Source organism: Variovorax sp. GW821-FHT09B01, assembly GCF_059418345.1.
This window is the reverse complement of sequence record NZ_JBWKPQ010000035.1, coordinates 23,038-39,417: the sequence shown is the minus strand read 5'-3', so window position 1 is coordinate 39,417 and position 16,380 is coordinate 23,038. Positions and strand designations below refer to the sequence as shown.

The window sequence follows — 16,380 nt, the reverse complement described above, 5'->3', positions numbered from 1 at the left end:
GGGGGTGTCGCTGCTCACGGTGTCGTGGCTCCAGGGGTGCGGTAGGTGCAGGGATTCTGCGGGGGCGGCACGATCCTTGCCGCGGGCAGGGCGTTGGCCTTGCGGTTCAGGGCGGTATGGATCAGGAGCGCCGCCACCACCATCGCCATGCCCAGCAGCTCGTTCGCCGTGGGCAGGGTGCCGAGCGCCGCGCTCATCAGCAGCGCCGACACCGGCACGAAGTTGAGAAAGGCGGTGCCGGTGACCGCGCCGAGCGTGCGCACGCCGTAGTTGAAGGCCAGCACCGAGGCGGCCGAGGGCACCACGCCGACGAACAGCAGCGCCCGCCACGAGAGCCGCAGCCCTTCCAGGCTGGGTGCCGCCGACCAGCCGAGCAGCGCGGCACCGACCGCGGCCGCCAGCAGCACCGGCCACGCGGCCAGCACCGTGAGCGCGCTGTACTCGAGTGCGTCGAGTTCGGGAAAGCGCGCCGCGCCGCGCGTGTACCAGACCCAGCCCAAGGTGCCGACGAAGGCGATGGCATCGCCGAACAGCGTGGCGTTGCCCGCGCCGCCGTGGCCGCCATGACCGCCGATGAGACCCGAGACGATCGCCACGCCCGCGAGCGCCAGCGCGGTGGCGAGCAGCGCGGCGCGCGTGGGGCGCACGCCGTCGAGCAGCCAGCGCACGAGCTGCGTGGTCATCGGCGTGGTGGCGATGATCACCGCGCCGTGCGAGGGCACCGAGTGCGCGAGGCCGATCAGCAGCAGCACGCTGAACACCCCGAAGCCGGCCGCGCCGCGCAGCGCCAGCGCACCCGCATGGTGGCGCAGCCTGCGCCAGGGCGCGGCGCCGCGCGGCAGCACCAGCAACGCGAACAGCAGCGCCGACAGGCTGTAGCGGATCAGCGTGAACCACACGGGTTCGACGTGGTGGAGCACGCCCTTGCTGACGAGGAACAGGGAGCCCCAGCCGGAGGTGGCGAAGAGCAATGCGGCGATGCCGTACAGGCGTTGGGATCGGGACATGGAGGGCTTTCGAACGATGAAGGAGTCGATGTGTCCGAGGATCGGGGCGGGGCCGCGCGAATGCCATTCGCTTCTTTGGAGCGGGCCCTCCGAAAAAACGAAGGGACCGCGCGCCGCCGCGCGCTCACAATCGGCCGCCATGGAGCTCTACCAGCTGAAGACCTTCGTCGCCATTGCCCGCGAGGGCAGCCTCACGCGCGCCGCCGAGCGCGTGTTCACCAGCGCGCCCGCCGTGAGCGCGCAGCTCAAGGCGCTCGAGGACGAGCTCGGCGTGCGCCTGTTCGAGCGCACGCCGCGCGGCATGACGCCCACGCCCGCGGGCCACAGCCTGCTCGAGGAGGCCGAGCGCACGCTGGCCTCGGCACTGCGCATGCGCTCGGCCGCCGAGCAACTGCGCGGCGCCGCGCAGGGCGTGGTGCGCTTCGGCACCGTGGTCGACCCGGTCTCGCTGCGGCTCGGCGACGTGCTCGTGAAGCTGGCCGAGCGCCATCCGCAGGTCACGCTGCAACTGCGCCAGGGCCTGTCGTACGAGACCGCCTCGGCGGTCGAGCGCGGCGAACTCGACTGTGCCTACACGCTGAGCGACGTGGCTTCGCGCGAAGGCCTGGCGCTGCACCGGCTGGCCCCGGTCGACCTGGTGGTCGTGCTGCCGCTGCCGATGGCCGACGCCCATCCGGGCCTGTCGCTCGAGGCGCTCACCGAGCAGCCCTGGGTCGGCACGCCGCCCACCTGCGTGCTGCGCGCGCACCTCGATCGGCTGTTCGCCGGCGCCGGCCGCGAGTACCGCCAGGGCCGCACCGCCGACAGCGAGAGCGCGGTGCGCAGCATGGTCGCGAGCGGCATGGGCGCGGGGCTGATGCGGCTCGACCAGGCCGAGCAGGGCGAGCGCCACGGCGAGCTCGCGATCTGGCCCGGCTGGCGCGCCCACACCTGGCTGTGCTGGATCGAACCGGCCGCGGGTGCGCGGGCGCCGGCGGTCGAGGTGGTGCGGCAGGCGGTGTTCGAGGCCTGGGGCGTCTGAGGCCATCCGCCCCTGTGGCAAGGCGGCCCCTGTCAGCCTCCGGTCAGCGCGAAACGCCGGCACGCGGGTACGATGCGCGCGGCCTGCCGCTGGCGGGGTCTTCCTCCTTTCTCGCATGCCCGAATCGACCCTTTCTCTCGCCGAACTCCTGAACCGCGCCAGGCAGGCACTGGCGGGTCCCGAGGGCGTGCTGCCCGCGCTGCCGCCGGCCACGCCGGTCACCGGCAGCGTGGTCTTCCTCGCGATCGGCGAGGGCGGCAGCCGCGCGCGCGTGGTCTCGGGCCGCGGCGCCGATGCCGCGCAGGCCTGGGAGGAAGCGGCCGAGGCGCTGGCCGATGCCGCGCAGCGCGGCGAGCGGCCGCCGCAGCGGCTGCGCGCGGAACTGGTCGAGCACGTGCTGCCGATGCACTGGGGCGAGTTCAAGGAACTGCTCGCGAAGACGCGGCGCAACTACTTCCAGCAGGGCGTGTCCTTCGACAGCCGCTTCGAGTTCGCGCTGCTCGCGCCCGAGGCCAACGGCAGCGCGGTCTTCTACGACGGCAGCGTGGACCACTGCCAGCCCAACCCCGGCAACCTGCGGCTGCACACCCGGCGCCGCTTCGGCAAGGAGCTCGACTTTCCCGACGACGACGCCGTGCCCGTGTGGTGCTTCACCACGCGCGCCGTCTACGTCGATGCCGAGGGCGCCTGGCCGATCGTCCCCGAGGGGCAGGAGGCCCACCTGCGCCGCCTCGACGACTGGAGCGCCGCGCCGGTGCGCCGCATGGTCGAGGACGCGAGCCGCTACCTGGCGGCGCAGGTCAAGCCCACGGGCGAGTTCCACTACGGCTGGTTCCCCTGCTTCGACCGCGCCATCCCGACCTACAACACGCTGCGCCATGCGAGCTCGACCTATGCGCTGCTCGAGGCCTGGGAGCTCACGCGCGACGCGGCGCAGAAGGAGGCCATCGACCGTTCGCTGGCCTTTCTCGCGGGCTCGCTGATCCGGCCCGCGGTGCTGCCCGACGGCAGCCGCGCGGCCTTCCTGGTCGACGTGGCGCACGAGGTCAAGCTCGGCGGCAACGCGGTCTGCCTGCTGGCCTTCGTCAAGTACACCGAACTGACCGGCGACCGCCGCTTCCTGCCGCTGCTCGAGCTGCTCGCGCTCGGCATCCGCCACATGCAGGACCCCGAGACCGGCCGCTTCGTGCACGTGCTGCACCGGCCCAGCCTCGCGGTGAAGGAGGCCTTCCGCGTCATCTACTACGACGGCGAGGCCGCGTTCGGCCTGATGCGGCTGTACGGCCTCACGCGCGATCCGCGCTGGCTCGCGATGGTCGAGAAGGCCTTCGACCACTTCATCGCCGCCGAGCACTGGCGCGCGCACGACCACTGGCTCGGCTACTGCGTCAACGAGCTCACGCGCCACCGGCCCGCGCTGCGCTATTACGAGTTCGGGCTGCGCAACGTGGCCGACTACCTCGACTTCGTGCGCGAGCGCATCACCACCTTCCCGACCCTGCTCGAGCTGATGATGGCCGCGCGCGAGATGGTGCTGCGCATCGAGGCCGATCCCGAGCTGCGCCACCTGCTCGAGGGCCTGGACCGCGACAAGTTCGAGCGCGCGCTCGAGCACCGCGCGCGCTACCTCGCGAACGGCCACTTCTGGCCCGAGCTCGCGATGTTCTTCCGCCATCCCGACCGCATCGCGGGCTCGTTCTTCATCAAGCACCACAGCTTCCGCGTGCGCATCGACGACGTGGAGCACTACTTGTCGGGCTATGTCGCCTACCACCGGCTGCTGAAGGCGCGCGAGGGCGGCGAGCTGCCCGCGCCGTCGTTCGCGCCGCAGGCCGCTGCCTTGCCGGTGCCGGCCGACACGCCCGCGGCGCGCACCGGCACCGTCGCCTTTGGCGGCGACGTGAACCTCGGCCGCCGCCTGCACTACCGGCGCCTCGAGCTGGGCGGCGCGCGTCGCATGCTCAGCGGAATCCCCGCGCTGCGCGAGGCCGATCTGCGCATCGTCAACCTCGAATGCGTGGTCGCCACCACCGGCGAGCAGGGCGTGGAGAAGGGCGAGGCCGGTTCCTACTACTTCCGCGCACGGCCCGAGATGCTGGACGTGCTGACCACCGCGCGCATCGGCATCGTCGCCACCGCCAACAACCACAGCGGCGACTACGGCCCGGGCGCGCTGATGGAGCAGCAGTGGCACCTGCAGGCCGCGGGCATCGCCTGGGCCGGCACCGGCCGCGACCTCGAGGCCGCGCTGCGCCCGGCCTTCGCGATGGCCGGCGGCGTGCGCGTCGCGCTGTTCTCGCTCGACGCCACCCAGCCCCAGTTCGCGGCCGGCCCCGACCGGCCCGGCGCCGCCTACCTGCCGCTCGACGAGCCCGCGGCCTGGACCGCGCTGCTCGCGCCGCGCATCGAGAAGGCGCGCGAATCGGCCGACGTGGTGCTGGTGGCGGTGCACTGGGGCGACAACCTCGAGACCGAGCCCTCCGAGGCCGAGATCGCGGCCGGCCATGCGATCGTCGATGCCGGCGCCGATGCGGTGCTCGGCACCTCGGCGCACGTGCTGCAGGGCATCGAGGTCTACCGCGGCCGGCCGATCGTGCACGACGCGGGCGACCTGCTGTTCGAAGCGGTGCGCGACGACTTCGTCGACGCGGGCGTGTTCACGCTCGCGCTGAGCCCGCGCGGCGTCGAGCAGTTGAGCTTCACGCCGATCGGCGTGGGCTTCGGCCGTTCGCGCCAGTATGCGAACGAGCGCGCGCGCGGCGCGGCCACGCGTTTCGCGCGCCAGTGCGAGGCGCTCGGCACCCGCATGACGGTGCTGCCCGAGGGCCGCTGCACCCTGGCGCTGGCACCGCCCGAGCGCGCCTCGCGGCTCGCCGCCGACGTGCCCGCGCTGCCCGAGCCGGCCTTCGCGCGCGTCGCGCCGCTGCTCGCGCCGCGGCCCGAATGGCTGGTCGACGTGCTGCCGCCCGATTCGCGCCACATCGCGCCGATCCGCTTCGGCCCGCTCGAGCTGCTCGGCATCCGCTGCGCGCCCACGCAGATCTCGGGCCGCCGCATGCTGTGGGTCGAGTCGTTCTGGCGCGCGGTCGAACCGGTGGCCGACGACCTGCGCGTGCAGTTCCGCGCCATGCCGATGCGCAGCACCCACATGCCGCCCTGGGGCGAGAGCATGGACCACGACCCCTGCGACTGGATGTGGCCCACCAGCCGCTGGCAGCCGGGGCGCATCCACCGCGACCGCTACGGACTGCGGCCGCCCGCGAGCAGCCTGCTGCGCAGCGACGTGCTGCAGATCGAGGTGCGGGTGGTCGGCAGTGCCCGCCCCGCGCGTCTGGGCGAGGAGACCGAGGAGACCGTGCCCGCGCCCGAATGGCCGGCGCAGCGCCTGCCCGTGTGGTGCGGGCTGCGCGCCTCGCAGGTGGCGCTGCCGCTGCCCGAGCGACCCGCGCCCGTGCTGTTCGCGCTGCGCCCCGGCGCCTCGGCCACGCCCGAGCCGGTGTGGACCGCCGAGGCGCTGCAGCGCATCACGCGCGGCCAGTGGCTGGTCGAGCCGCCGCCCGATTGGCTCGCGCGCTCGGTGGTGCGCGGCCCGAAGCACATGGAGCTGCTGCCGGCGCCCGCGCTGTTCGTCGCCTCCGACTACCAGACGCTGGCCGCGCACGAGCGCTACAGCCGGCCGCGCAGCACGGTCAACTGGGACCGCCACCTGCTGCTGCCCGGCCTGCAGGACCAGCTCGCGGGCGCGATCGTGCAGCACCCGGTCGAGGGCCTGGCTCCGGACTTCCCGCTGCTGCAGGTCGAGGACCCGATCCGCGCCATGCTGCGCCTGGGCGCCGCCGCGCGCGAGCGCTACCGTGGCCTGCTGGTCGGCGTGACCGGCACCGTGGGCAAGTCCTCCACCATCGCGATCCTGCGCGACCTGCTGCCCGCGCAGGCGCGCGTGCACACCACCATCGACAACTACAACTCGCGCGTCGGCGTGCCGGCGATGCTGGCCAGCCTCGGGCCCGACGTCGACGTCTGCATCCTCGAGATGGCGCAGAGCTCGCTGTGGATGGACCGCGGCCCGATCTCGCTGATGGCGCGCCCGCACGTGGCGATCGTCACCGAGATCGGCCTGTCGCAGACCCGGCAGGCCGTGAGCGTGGAGCAGACGGCCGAGTACAAGTCGCGCATCTTCCTCGGCCTGGAGCCCGGCGGCGTGGCGATCGTGCCCGACCACATCCCCTGTCTGCTGCAGATGGTGCAGGCCGCCGCGCGCACCGCGGGCGCGGTCTGGGTGGTGGGGCGCGGGCCGCAGGCCGACGTGCGCGTGCTCGGCACCGAGCCCGAGGGCCATGGCTGCCGCGTGCACATCGCGCTGCGCGGGCGCACCCATTCCTACCTGTTCCCGGTCGCGAGCGAGGGGCTGGTGCGCAACTCCACGCTCTCGTTCGCGGCGCTGGTCGCGATGGGCTTCGACCCCGAGGCCGCCTGCGCGCGCATGCCCGGCGTGCGGCTGCCGGCCTCGGTGATGCACGTGCAGGCGCTGCGCACCGAAGGCGGCGTGCAGGCCACGCTGATCGACGACAGCTGGAACGCCGAGGTGATGTCGATGCGCAATGCGATGGCCTTCGTGCGCGACTACGGCCGCGCGGGCGGTGGCGGGAGTGGCGCCGCGCCGGTCGCGCGCCGCATCGCCATGCTGGGCCGCATCGTCAACCTCGACCATGCGGCCGAGGCCATGCACCGCAGCCTCGCGGCGCCGCTGCTGGACTCGGGCATCGAGCACGTGGTGACGCACGGCCAGGAGATGCGCTGGCTGCGCGAGGAGATGCCGGCCTCGATGCTGGGGCCGCATTTCGAGAGCGCGGCCGATGCCGCCGGCTACCTCGGCGCCTTCCTGCGCGACGGCGACCTGCTGCTGGTGAAGGGCGACCGCGACCGCTCCGACTTCGGCGACATCCCCGAGCTGCTGCAGAAGCTATGAACCTGCGCTCGACCTCCGTGCTGCTGTGCGCGCTCGCCGTGGCGCTGGTGCAGGCGGCCTGCGCGCAGCGCGCCGAGATCCGGCCGCCCGCGATCCGCGTCATCGGCGACGAGGTGCTGCACTGGAACCAGCCCGCGGTGCGCGAGAACTGTCCCGAGGACCGCTTCGGCTTCCTCTGGGTGCAGCCGGTCGAGGGGCCGGCCTGCATCCGCTATTTCGCGAGCAGCGACATCGAGGGCGCGCGCGTCGCCATCGTGCAGTTCTCGGGCGACCGCGACGCCGTGATGGACCAGCCGCCCGCGCGCATCTCGGGCAACACCGAGGCGCTGCGCACCACCGACGCGCAGCGCAACCGCGACCGCGCCGGCGTGCCCTGGATCTTCGTCGCGCGGCCCGGCACCTACGGCTCCTCGGGCAACCACCGCCAGCGCCGCCAGCCGGTGGAGTTCCATGCGCTCGATGCCGCGCTCGACGCGCTGATGCAGCGCCACCGGATCCAGCGCCTGGTCATCCTCGGCCACAGCGGCGGCGCCACCGCGGGTGCCGCGCTGCTCACGCTGGGCCGCACGCGCGTGGCCTGCGCGGTGCTGACCTCGGGCGCCTACGGCCTGCTCGAGCGTGCGCGCCTGCTCGGGCGTTCGCGCGACGGCCGCACCGACACCACCGGCAGCACGCGCTTCTACGACCCGCTCGACCATGTCGACGGCGTGGTGGCCGATCCCGCGCGCCGCATCGTGCTGATCGGCAACCGCGAGGACGAGAACACGCCCTTCGCGCTGCAGGAGCGCTTCGCCGAGGCACTGCAGCGCGCCGGCCATCGCGTGGAGATCCGCACCGCGGCCGCGGAGCCGCCCGACTTCCACGACCTCAAGGACCGCGCCGGGCCGAACGCCGCCGCGGCCTGCGCGCGCGAAGCCATGTACCCGGGGCCGCGCGGCACCGAGCGCTGAGGGCCGGGCCCGTTCCATCCACACCCGACGTCATTCCATGAGCGAACCGAGGATCTCCCAGCGCAGCTACGGCCGCATGCCCGACGGCCGGCCCGTCATCGAGTACACGCTCGACAACGGCCTCGGCCTGCGGCTGCAGGCGATCAACCTCGGCGGCATCGTCACCGCGCTGCTGGTGCCCGACCGCCAGGGCCGCGCCGCCAACGTGGTGCTGGGCCTGCCCGACCTCGCGGCCTACCTCGGGCCGCATCCGCACTTCGGCACCATCGTCGGGCGCTTCGCCAACCGCATCGCCGCCGGGCGCTTCGAGCTCGACGGCCAGGCGCACCAGCTCGCGCTCAACGACGGGCCGAACTCGCTGCACGGCGGAACGCAGGGCTTCGGGAAGCGCTTCTGGAGCATCTACGCGCTGCCGGGCGAGCCCGGGCGCATCGGCATCGAGCTGCGCCATGTCAGCGCGCATGGCGACGAGGGCTATCCGGGCGAGCTGCGGCTCGCGGTGCGCTACGAACTGAGCACCACGGCCAACACCTGGCGCATCGGCTACCGCGCCGAGACCGACCGGCCGACCGTGCTGAACCTGAGCCACCACGACTACTTCAACCTCGCGGGCCAGGGCAGCGTGATGGCGCACCGGCTCACGCTGCCGGCCAGCCGCTACTGCCCGGTCGATGCCACGCTGATCCCCACCGGGCTGGCCGAGGTGGAGGGCACGCCCTTCGATTTCCGGCAGCCGCTGGCCATCGGCGATCGCATCCGCGACGGCCATGCGCAGATGCTGATCGCGCGCGGCTACGACCACAACTGGGTGCTCGACCGCGCGCAGGAACGCGACGGCCTCGCGCTGGCCGCGCGGCTGTCGCACGAGCCCTCGGGCCGCACGATGGAGGTGCACACCACCGAGCCCGGCGTGCAGTTCTATTCGGGCAACTTCCTCGACGGCAGCCTGCTGGGCAGCGGCGGCGCGGCGATCCGCCAGGGCGACGGCCTGTGCCTGGAGACGCAGCACTTCCCCGATTCGCCGAACCGGCCGGAATTTCCCTCCACGGTGCTGCGGCCCGGCGAGGTGTTCCGCAGCGTCACCGAGCATCGCTTCGGCATCGCCTGAGGAAGCTCGGCGCCGGGCTCAGGCCGTCGACAGCCGGTCGTCGGGCAGCGCGCCGAAATCCGTCAGCGCGAAATCCTCGGGCACGTGCACGGCCTGCGCATCGCGCCGCAGCAGGCCGCGCTGCTCCATGGCGCGCATGGTCTTGTTGACCACCTCGCGCGACAGTCCCGAGTACGAGGCGATCATCGATTGCGAGATGCGCTTGTCGAAGCCGCCCGCGTGCACCGGCGCCAGCTGCGTGAGCTGGTGCAGCACGTGGCCCACCAGCGCGCCCGAGGACAGCGTGGAGACGCGCCGCAGCCGTCCGCGCAGCAGGGCCAGCCGCTTCGCCACCAGGCCCAGCAGGCGCAGCGCGATCTCGGGCCGGCGCGCGCACAGCTCGCGCAGCGCGGCCACCGACACCAGGTGCACCGACGAGGGCAGCGCCGCGACCAGCGCCTGCGTCGAGCGGTAGCGGTCCTCCGGCAGCCCGAGGTCGAGGAAGAAGTCGTCGGCGCGGATGAACTCGCTCGTGAAGTCGGCGCCCGGCGTGCGGCCGCGCGCCACCACGCGCAGCAGCCCGCTCGCCACGCAGTAGACGCGGTCGGTGTCTTCGCCGGCCTCGAGCACGGTCTCGTTGCGCCGGAAGTAGCGCAGCTCGCTGTGGCGGGTCAGCCATTCCCGTTCCGCCATCGGAAGGCCGGCCGTGAGGGGATGCAGGTACATGGCCGCGATGATTGGCGCGCGCGGCCGCCGCGTCTTCTCATTGCGCGCAGGCGCCCCGCGGCGAAACGATCAGGGGCCGTCGGCCAGCGCCCGCGCGTCGCGCGGCGTCATGGCATAGGCGGCGCGGAAGGCGCGGTAGAAGGTCGCGAGGCTGTCGAAGCCGCAGAGGTAGGCGATGTCGGTGATCGAGCGGCCCGGCGCCGCGCCCAGCAGCCGCGAGGCGTCGGCGAGCCGCAGCGCCGTGAGCGTGCGCGCGAACGAACGGCCGGTGGGCTCGAACAGCACGTGCACCTGGCGCAGCGAGATGCCCAGCTCGCGCGCGACGCTCGAAGGCGAGAGCTCGGGCAGCCGCAGGTCGCGCTGCAGGATCTCGCGCGCCGCGTGCAGCAGGCCCGAGCGCAGCGCGGCGCGGCTCTCGGGCAGGCCCGGCGCGAGGCGGCCGCGCGCCAGCAGCGTCAGCCGCACGGCATGCACCACCTCGGCCCCGGCGTTCGCGAGTTCTCCCGGCCGCGTGGTCAGCGCGCGGAACAGCGCCATCAGCGGCCGCGCGAAGGCGGCCGTGCGCGTGAGCGGCGCCGCGAACAGGTCGTCGGCGCGCGCGCCCAGCAGCATGCCGGGCGCGAGCGGTATGCGCAGCGAGCGGAAATCGAAGCCGTCGCCGCGCATCGGCGTGGCCTCGAACGGCAGGTCGGCATGGTGGACCACGAGGTCGCCCTCGCGCACCAGCCGGCCTTCGTCGCGGCCGCTGCTGACCCAGCCCGGGCCGCGCACCTGCAGGCCGATGCACAGGCTCTGGCCCGCGACGCGCGCGATGTCGGCGCGCGTGCGGCTCACGCGGTAGGAGGAGGCGCGCAGCTCGGAGACGCTGGCGCAGGCGTTCGCGTCGCCGACCGGCGTGGAGAGGAAGTGCCCTTCGAAGGCCGTGCGCCGCTCGCGCGGCAGCTCGATCGTGACGCCGAACAGGTGCCGGCCGCGCACCTCGCACCAGTGGTCGAAGCGGTCCTGCGGGCGGAGGTCGTCGGTCGTGAAGTGCAGCATGGCCGTCGGAGCGAAGCGGAGGATTGTCCGGCGACTCGGCGGCGCCGGCATCGCAATCCCCCGTGTCCGTGGGGCCAGCAGGGTCGGGTCAGCCTGCGAACAGGCTCGCCGGTACACCCGGGCCGTCGACGCGCACCGCGAACAGGCCGCCGGCCAGCGGCTCCGACGCGAGCTGCGCTTCGGTGCGGCCGTTGCGCGCGGTCGAGATGTAGAGCGTGCGCAGGTCGGGCCCGCCGAAGGCGCAGTCGGTGACGTTGCCCGCGGGCAGCGCGATGCGCGCGAGTTCCCGCGCGCTCACCGGGTCATGGCAGCTCACGCAGGCGCCGTCCCAGTGCGCGATCCACAGCCGGCCGGCCGCGTCGGTGGTCATGCCGTCGGGCAGGCCGTCGATGGCGGGGAAGCGGTGCCAGAGGCGGCGGTTCGCCACCGTGCCGGCCTCCATGTCGAAGTCGTAGGCGTAGAGGTGGTTGAGCACCGTGTTGTTGAAGTACAGGGTGCGGCCATCGGCCGACCAGGTCGGGCCGTTCGTGACCTCGAAGCCGTCGTCGTGCCGGCTGCAGCGGCCGTCGCCGTCGTAGCGGTAGAGCGCGCCGGTGGGTGCCTGGCAGTCGAAGTCCATGCTGCCGCCCCAGAAGCGGCCGCGCGCATCGCACTTGCCGTCGTTGAAGCGGTTGCCCGCGCGCTCGGGCTCGGGCTGGTGCAGGTAGGCGGGCGCGGCGGTCTCGCCCTCGGGCGCCGTCGCGGGATCGAAGAAGGCGAAGCCGCGGCGCAGCGTGATCACCAGGCCCGGGGCGGCGGCGCGCTCGGCGATGGCCGTGATCTCCTCGGCGAAGCGCCAGGTCCGGCGCTCGCCGCTCGCGGGGTGGAAGCGGAACAGCCGTGGCGTGAGGATGTCGATCCAGTAGAGCGCCTGCTCGCGCGGCGACCACAGCGTGCCTTCGCCGAGGTTGGCGCCGGCATCCCAGATGCATTCGGGCGTGCCGAGGATCGTCGGCGGGGGGAGGGGGCTTGTCTCTGCGGCGGTCATGGCGCGTGCCTTCTTTCTTGTGTGCCGGATGGCGGGGTCTTCTTGACGCCGCGGATCGTATCAAGGCATATTGATAACGGAAATCGAAAATAACTGTATGCATTGATATGCAATTTGCAATGCATCAAGACCACCCCGTCCGGAGACCTCCTTGACCGCTTCCTCCTCCCTCGCCATCCACCCCAGCCTCTCGGGCCGCACCGTGTTCGTCACGGGCGGCGGCAGCGGCATCGGCGCGGCCATCGTGTCGGCCTTCGCCGCGCAGGGCGCCAGGGTGGCCTTCGTCGACATCGCCGAAGCCGCCAGCGCCGAGCTCGCGCAACGCATCGCGCAGGCCGGCCACGCGGCGCCCTGGTGGCGCGCCTGCGACGTGCGCGACATCGGCGCGCTGCAGGCCGCCATCGCCGATGCGGCGGCAGAACTCGGCGACTTCGCCGTGCTGGTCAACAACGTCGCGAGCGACGACCGCCACACGCTCGAGTCGGTCACGCCCGACTACTACGACAACCGCATGGCGATCAACGAGCGCCCCGCGCTGTTCGCGATCCAGTCGGTGGTGCCGGGCATGAAGCGCCTGGGCGCGGGCTCGATCGTCAACCTCGGCTCCACCGGCTGGCAGACCAAGGGCTCGGGCTATCCCTGCTACGCGATCGCCAAGTCCTCGGTCAACGGCCTCACGCGCGGCCTCGCGGTGGAGCTGGGCCGCGACCGCATCCGCATCAACACCGTCTCGCCCGGCTGGGTGATGACCGAGCGCCAGGTCGCGCTGTGGCTCGACGCCGAGGGCGAGCAGGCCCTGAAGCGCAACCAGTGCCTGCCCGACAAGCTGATGCCCGAGGACATCGCGCGCATGGTGCTGTTCCTGGCCTCGGACGATGCGCGGATGTGCACGGCGCAGGAGTTCACCGTCGACGCCGGCTGGACCTGAAGCCGGGCCGGCGGCCCGTCAGTCGATCTCGAGCTTGCGTCCGTAGACGCTCAGGCTCGCCGTCTTCAGCGCCTTCATCATCACCTTGGCCGCCGGCGACAGCAGCCGGTCGGTGCGCGTGATGATGCCGAAGGCGTCCATGTGGCAGGGCATGTCCAGCGGCAGCAGCGACACGATGCCGTGCGCGGCGTAGTAGCGCGCCACGTCGGTCGCCAGCACCGCCACCATGTCGCTCTGCTGCAGCATGCGCGTGATGAACAGCAGCGCCGAACTCTCGATGGTGTTGATCGGCGGCTGCAGCCCCTCCTCCTGGAACATCAGCTCGAAGCGGTGCCGCAGCACGCTGCCGGCCGGCGGCACGATCCAGCCCTCGCCGACCACGTCGCGCAGCGTGAGGCCGCTCACGCCCAGCAGCGGATGGCCGGGGCGCACCAGCGCGCACACCGGCTCCTCGGTCAGCGCCTCGTAGCGCAACTGCGACTTGTCGTGCTCGGCGAACAGCCGCGCCACCAGGATGTCGAGCTTGCCCTGCTCGAGCCGCTCGATCAGCACCGGGCTGGTCTCGATCTCGAGCGAGATCCGCAGGTGGGGCTGCTCGCGCTTGACCATCGCCACCGCGGGCGGCAGCAGCGTGAGGCCCGGCGCCGTGATCGCGCCCACGCTCACCTGGCCGAAGCGGCCGGCCTTGAGCGCGGTGAGCTCGTCGTGCGCCTGGTTCAGGCTCGCGAGCGCCACCCGCGCGTGGCGGATCATGGTCTCGCCGTACCAGGTCGGCCGCATGCCGCGCGGCAGCCGCTCGAACAGCGGCACCTCGAGCACGTCCTCCAGGTCCTTGAGCAGCTTGGAGGCCGCCGGCTGCGTCATGTTGAGCACCTGCGCGGCGCGGTGGATGTTGCCTTCCTCGGCCAGCGCCACCAGCAGCAGCAGCTGGCGCGTCTTGAGCCGCGCGCGGATAAACCAATGGGTGTAGTTCGTCATGAAGGGTGAGAACCTCGGTTCGCCCGGGTTTTCCAGAATGTCTCGATCGATATTCATTTTGTCGAAAAAATGATTGGATCGATATCCGTTTCATTCCTAGACTGCCGCCAATCCCCCCCCAACAACAACAGAGACAAGGTCGGCGCCACGGTGTTCCACGGCGAGATCCATCAGAACGTGCGGCAGTACATCAACGGCCGCTGGGAAACCAGCGCGACCACCGGTGTGAGCACCAATCCCTCGGACACCAGCGAAGTGGTGGCCGAGTACGCACGGGCCGACCGCCGCCAGACCGACGCGGCGATCCGCGCCGCCTCCGACGCCTTCCCCCACTGGAGCCACAGCACGCCGCAGCGCCGCGCCGACGTGCTCGACCGCATCGGCGCCGAGCTGCTGGCGCGCAAGGACGAGCTGGGCCTGCTGCTGGCGCGCGAGGAGGGCAAGGTGCTGCCCGAGGCCGTGGCCGAGGTGGCGCGCGCGGGCCAGGTGTTCAAGTTCTTCGCGGGCGAGGCCTTCCGTGGCGGCTCGGGCGCCGGCGGCGGCGAGAGCCTCGCCTCGGCGCGCGCGGGCGTGCAGGTCGACGTCACGCGCGAGCCGCTCGGCGTGGTCGGCCTGATCGCGCCCTGGAACGCGCCCTTCGCGGTGCCGGCCTGGAAGATCGCGCCCGCGCTCGCGCACGGCAACAGCGTGGTGTTCAAGCCGGCCGAGCGGGTGCCGGCCTGCGGCTGGGCACTGGCCGAGATCATCAGCCGCGCCGCGCTGCCCGCGGGCGTGTTCAACCTCGTGATGGGCAGCGGCCGCGAGGTCGGCCACGCGCTGGTCGACAGCCCGCACGTCGACGCGCTGAGCTTCACCGGCTCGGCCGCCGTCGGCGAGCGCGTGCTGCGCGGCGCCACCGCGCGCCGGGCCCGGGTGCAGCTCGAGATGGGCGGCAAGAACGCGCTGGTGGTGCTGGCCGATGCCGACCTCGAGCGCGCGGTCGACTGCGCGGTGCAGGGCGCCTACTTCTCGGCCGGCCAGCGTTGCACCGCCTCGAGCCGGCTGATCGTCGAGGCCGCGGTGCACGACGCCTTCGTGGCGCGGCTGCGCGAGCGGCTCAAGGCGCTGCGCGTGGGCCATGCGCTCGAGCGCGGCGTGGAGGTCGGCCCGGTGGCCGACGCCGAACGGCTCGCGGGGCATCTCGCCTGGGTCGACATCGCGCGCGCCGAGGGGGCCGAGCATGTCTGGGGCGGCGAAGCGCTGGAGCGCGCCACCGCCGGCCACTACATGAGCCCGGCGCTGTTCCTGGCCGAGCCCGGCCACCGCATCGCGCGCGAGGAGATCTTCGGCCCGCTGGCCTGCGTGCTGCGCGCCACCGACTACGAGCATGCGCTCGCGCTGTGCAACGACACGCCGTTCGGCCTGTGCGCCGGCATCTGCACCAACTCGCTGAAGCACGCGATGCATTTCAGGCGCCATGCCGAGGTCGGCATGACCATGGTCAACCTGCCGACCGCGGGCGTGGACTTCCACGTGCCCTTCGGCGGCCGCAAGGGCTCGGGCTACGGCCCGCGCGAGCAGGGACGCCATGCCGCCGAGTTCTACACGCAGGTCAAGACCGGCTACATGCTGGCCTGATCCGCACCCAGGTCCCCCTAAGGTTTCCGACCAGCAGCCCCCATCCACAACAGGAGACGACCCATGACCATGAACCGCCGCACCCTCAACGCCGCGCTCGCCGCCGCCGCCCTCGGCGGTCTGCTGCCGGCTTCCGTCCTCGCGCAGAAGAAGCTCGTGCTGGGCTTCGCGCAGGTCGGCGCCGAGAGCGAATGGCGCACCGCCAACACCGAGTCGATCAAGGCCTCGGCCAAGGAGGCCGGCATCGAGCTCAAGTTCTCCGACGCGCAGCAGAAGCAGGAGAACCAGATCAAGGCGATCCGCTCGTACATCGCGCAGAAGGTCGACGTGATCGCCTTCTCGCCCGTGGTCGAGTCGGGCTGGGACACGGTGCTGCGCGAGGCCAAGGCCGCCAAGATCCCGGTGGTGCTGACCGACCGCTCCGTCAACAGCAAGGACGACACGCTCTACGTGACCTTCATGGGCTCGGACTTCGTCGAGGAGGGCCGCAAGGCCGGCCGCTGGCTGGTCGAGAAGATGAAGGACCAGAAGGGCGAGGTCAACATCGTCGAGCTGCAGGGCACGGTGGGCTCGGCGCCCGCCATCGACCGCAAGAAGGGCTTCGAGGAAATCATCAAGGCCGACCCGAAGTTCAAGATCGTGCGCTCGCAGACCGGCGACTTCACGCGCGCCAAGGGCAAGGAGGTGATGGAAGCCTTCCTCAAGGCCGAGGGCAAGAAGATCAACGTGCTCTACGCGCACAACGACGACATGGCGATCGGCGCCATCCAGGCCATCGAGGAGGCCGGCCTCAAGCCCGCGAAGGACATCGTGATCATCTCCATCGACGGCGTGAAGGGCGCCTTCGAGGCCATGATCGCCGGCAAGCTCAACGTCTCGGTCGAATGCAGCCCGCTGCTGGGCCCGCAGCTGATGCAGGCGGTGAAGGACATCAAGGCCGGCAAGACGCTGCCCAAGCGCATCGTGACCGAGGAGGGCATCTTCCCGATGGAAGTGGCCGCCAAGGAATTCCCGAGCCGCAAGTACTGAGGA

Annotated in this window: 12 protein-coding genes; 7 read left to right on the top strand and 5 right to left on the bottom strand. The window is 72.3% G+C overall.

All coding sequences use genetic code 11. The features are described 5' to 3' along the window. Positions 1–14: 14 nt before the first annotated feature. On the bottom strand, positions 15–1,007 hold the full coding sequence (locus AC07RV_RS42990) for a DMT family transporter (RefSeq protein ID WP_296781362.1): 993 nt from the start codon (positions 1,005–1,007) through the stop codon (positions 15–17). Between the two features lie 139 nt (positions 1,008–1,146). Between AC07RV_RS42990 and AC07RV_RS42985 the strand changes: the two genes are divergently transcribed. From AC07RV_RS42985 to AC07RV_RS42970, 4 genes are all read left to right on the top strand, one after another. Continuing rightward, positions 1,147–2,028, top strand: coding sequence for a LysR family transcriptional regulator (locus AC07RV_RS42985; RefSeq protein ID WP_296781361.1), 882 nt, complete (start codon positions 1,147–1,149; stop codon positions 2,026–2,028). A 115-nt stretch (positions 2,029–2,143) separates the two neighbouring features. After that, complete coding sequence (locus tag AC07RV_RS42980; protein WP_296781360.1) at positions 2,144–6,997, top strand: CapA family protein; 4,854 nt, start codon at positions 2,144–2,146, stop codon at positions 6,995–6,997. Further along, positions 6,994–7,947 (top strand): alpha/beta hydrolase family protein, encoded by a 954-nt coding sequence (locus AC07RV_RS42975; protein WP_296781359.1) that lies wholly within the window; start codon positions 6,994–6,996, stop codon positions 7,945–7,947. The genes AC07RV_RS42980 and AC07RV_RS42975 overlap by 4 nt, the downstream gene beginning before the upstream one ends. A gap of 37 nt (positions 7,948–7,984) precedes the next feature. Beyond that, on the top strand, positions 7,985–9,055 hold the full coding sequence (locus AC07RV_RS42970; RefSeq protein WP_296781358.1) for an aldose epimerase family protein: 1,071 nt from the start codon (positions 7,985–7,987) through the stop codon (positions 9,053–9,055). Between the two features lie 18 nt (positions 9,056–9,073). Here the strand turns inward: AC07RV_RS42970 and AC07RV_RS42965 are convergent, their stop codons facing one another. The 3 genes from AC07RV_RS42965 to AC07RV_RS42955 form a co-directional block, all read right to left on the bottom strand. Beyond that, entirely contained in the window at positions 9,074–9,760 is a 687-nt protein-coding gene (locus tag AC07RV_RS42965) for a Crp/Fnr family transcriptional regulator (protein ID WP_296781357.1), read from the bottom strand. 69 nt (positions 9,761–9,829) lie between these two features. Beyond that, positions 9,830–10,798, bottom strand: coding sequence for a helix-turn-helix transcriptional regulator (locus tag AC07RV_RS42960; protein ID WP_208514071.1), 969 nt, complete (start codon positions 10,796–10,798; stop codon positions 9,830–9,832). An 88-nt stretch (positions 10,799–10,886) separates the two neighbouring features. Then, the gene (locus AC07RV_RS42955; RefSeq protein ID WP_296781356.1) at positions 10,887–11,825 is read right to left on the bottom strand and encodes an SMP-30/gluconolactonase/LRE family protein; all 939 of its coding nucleotides are present in this window, start codon (positions 11,823–11,825) and stop codon (positions 10,887–10,889) included. A gap of 151 nt (positions 11,826–11,976) precedes the next feature. Between AC07RV_RS42955 and AC07RV_RS42950 the strand changes: the two genes are divergently transcribed. Beyond that, complete coding sequence (locus AC07RV_RS42950; protein WP_296781355.1) at positions 11,977–12,753, top strand: SDR family NAD(P)-dependent oxidoreductase; 777 nt, start codon at positions 11,977–11,979, stop codon at positions 12,751–12,753. An 18-nt stretch (positions 12,754–12,771) separates the two neighbouring features. Here AC07RV_RS42950 and AC07RV_RS42945 read toward each other — a convergent pair whose 3' ends face one another. Next, on the bottom strand, positions 12,772–13,731 hold the full coding sequence (locus AC07RV_RS42945) for a LysR family transcriptional regulator (RefSeq protein WP_093353629.1): 960 nt from the start codon (positions 13,729–13,731) through the stop codon (positions 12,772–12,774). Between the two features lie 150 nt (positions 13,732–13,881). Between AC07RV_RS42945 and AC07RV_RS42940 the strand changes: the two genes are divergently transcribed. Both AC07RV_RS42940 and AC07RV_RS42935 read left to right on the top strand, forming a co-directional pair. Further along, positions 13,882–15,348 (top strand): aldehyde dehydrogenase family protein, encoded by a 1,467-nt coding sequence (locus AC07RV_RS42940; RefSeq protein WP_296781354.1) that lies wholly within the window; start codon positions 13,882–13,884, stop codon positions 15,346–15,348. 63 nt (positions 15,349–15,411) lie between these two features. Beyond that, entirely contained in the window at positions 15,412–16,377 is a 966-nt protein-coding gene (locus tag AC07RV_RS42935) for an ABC transporter substrate-binding protein (RefSeq protein WP_203204486.1), read from the top strand. The last annotated feature ends 3 nt before the right edge of the window (positions 16,378–16,380 follow it).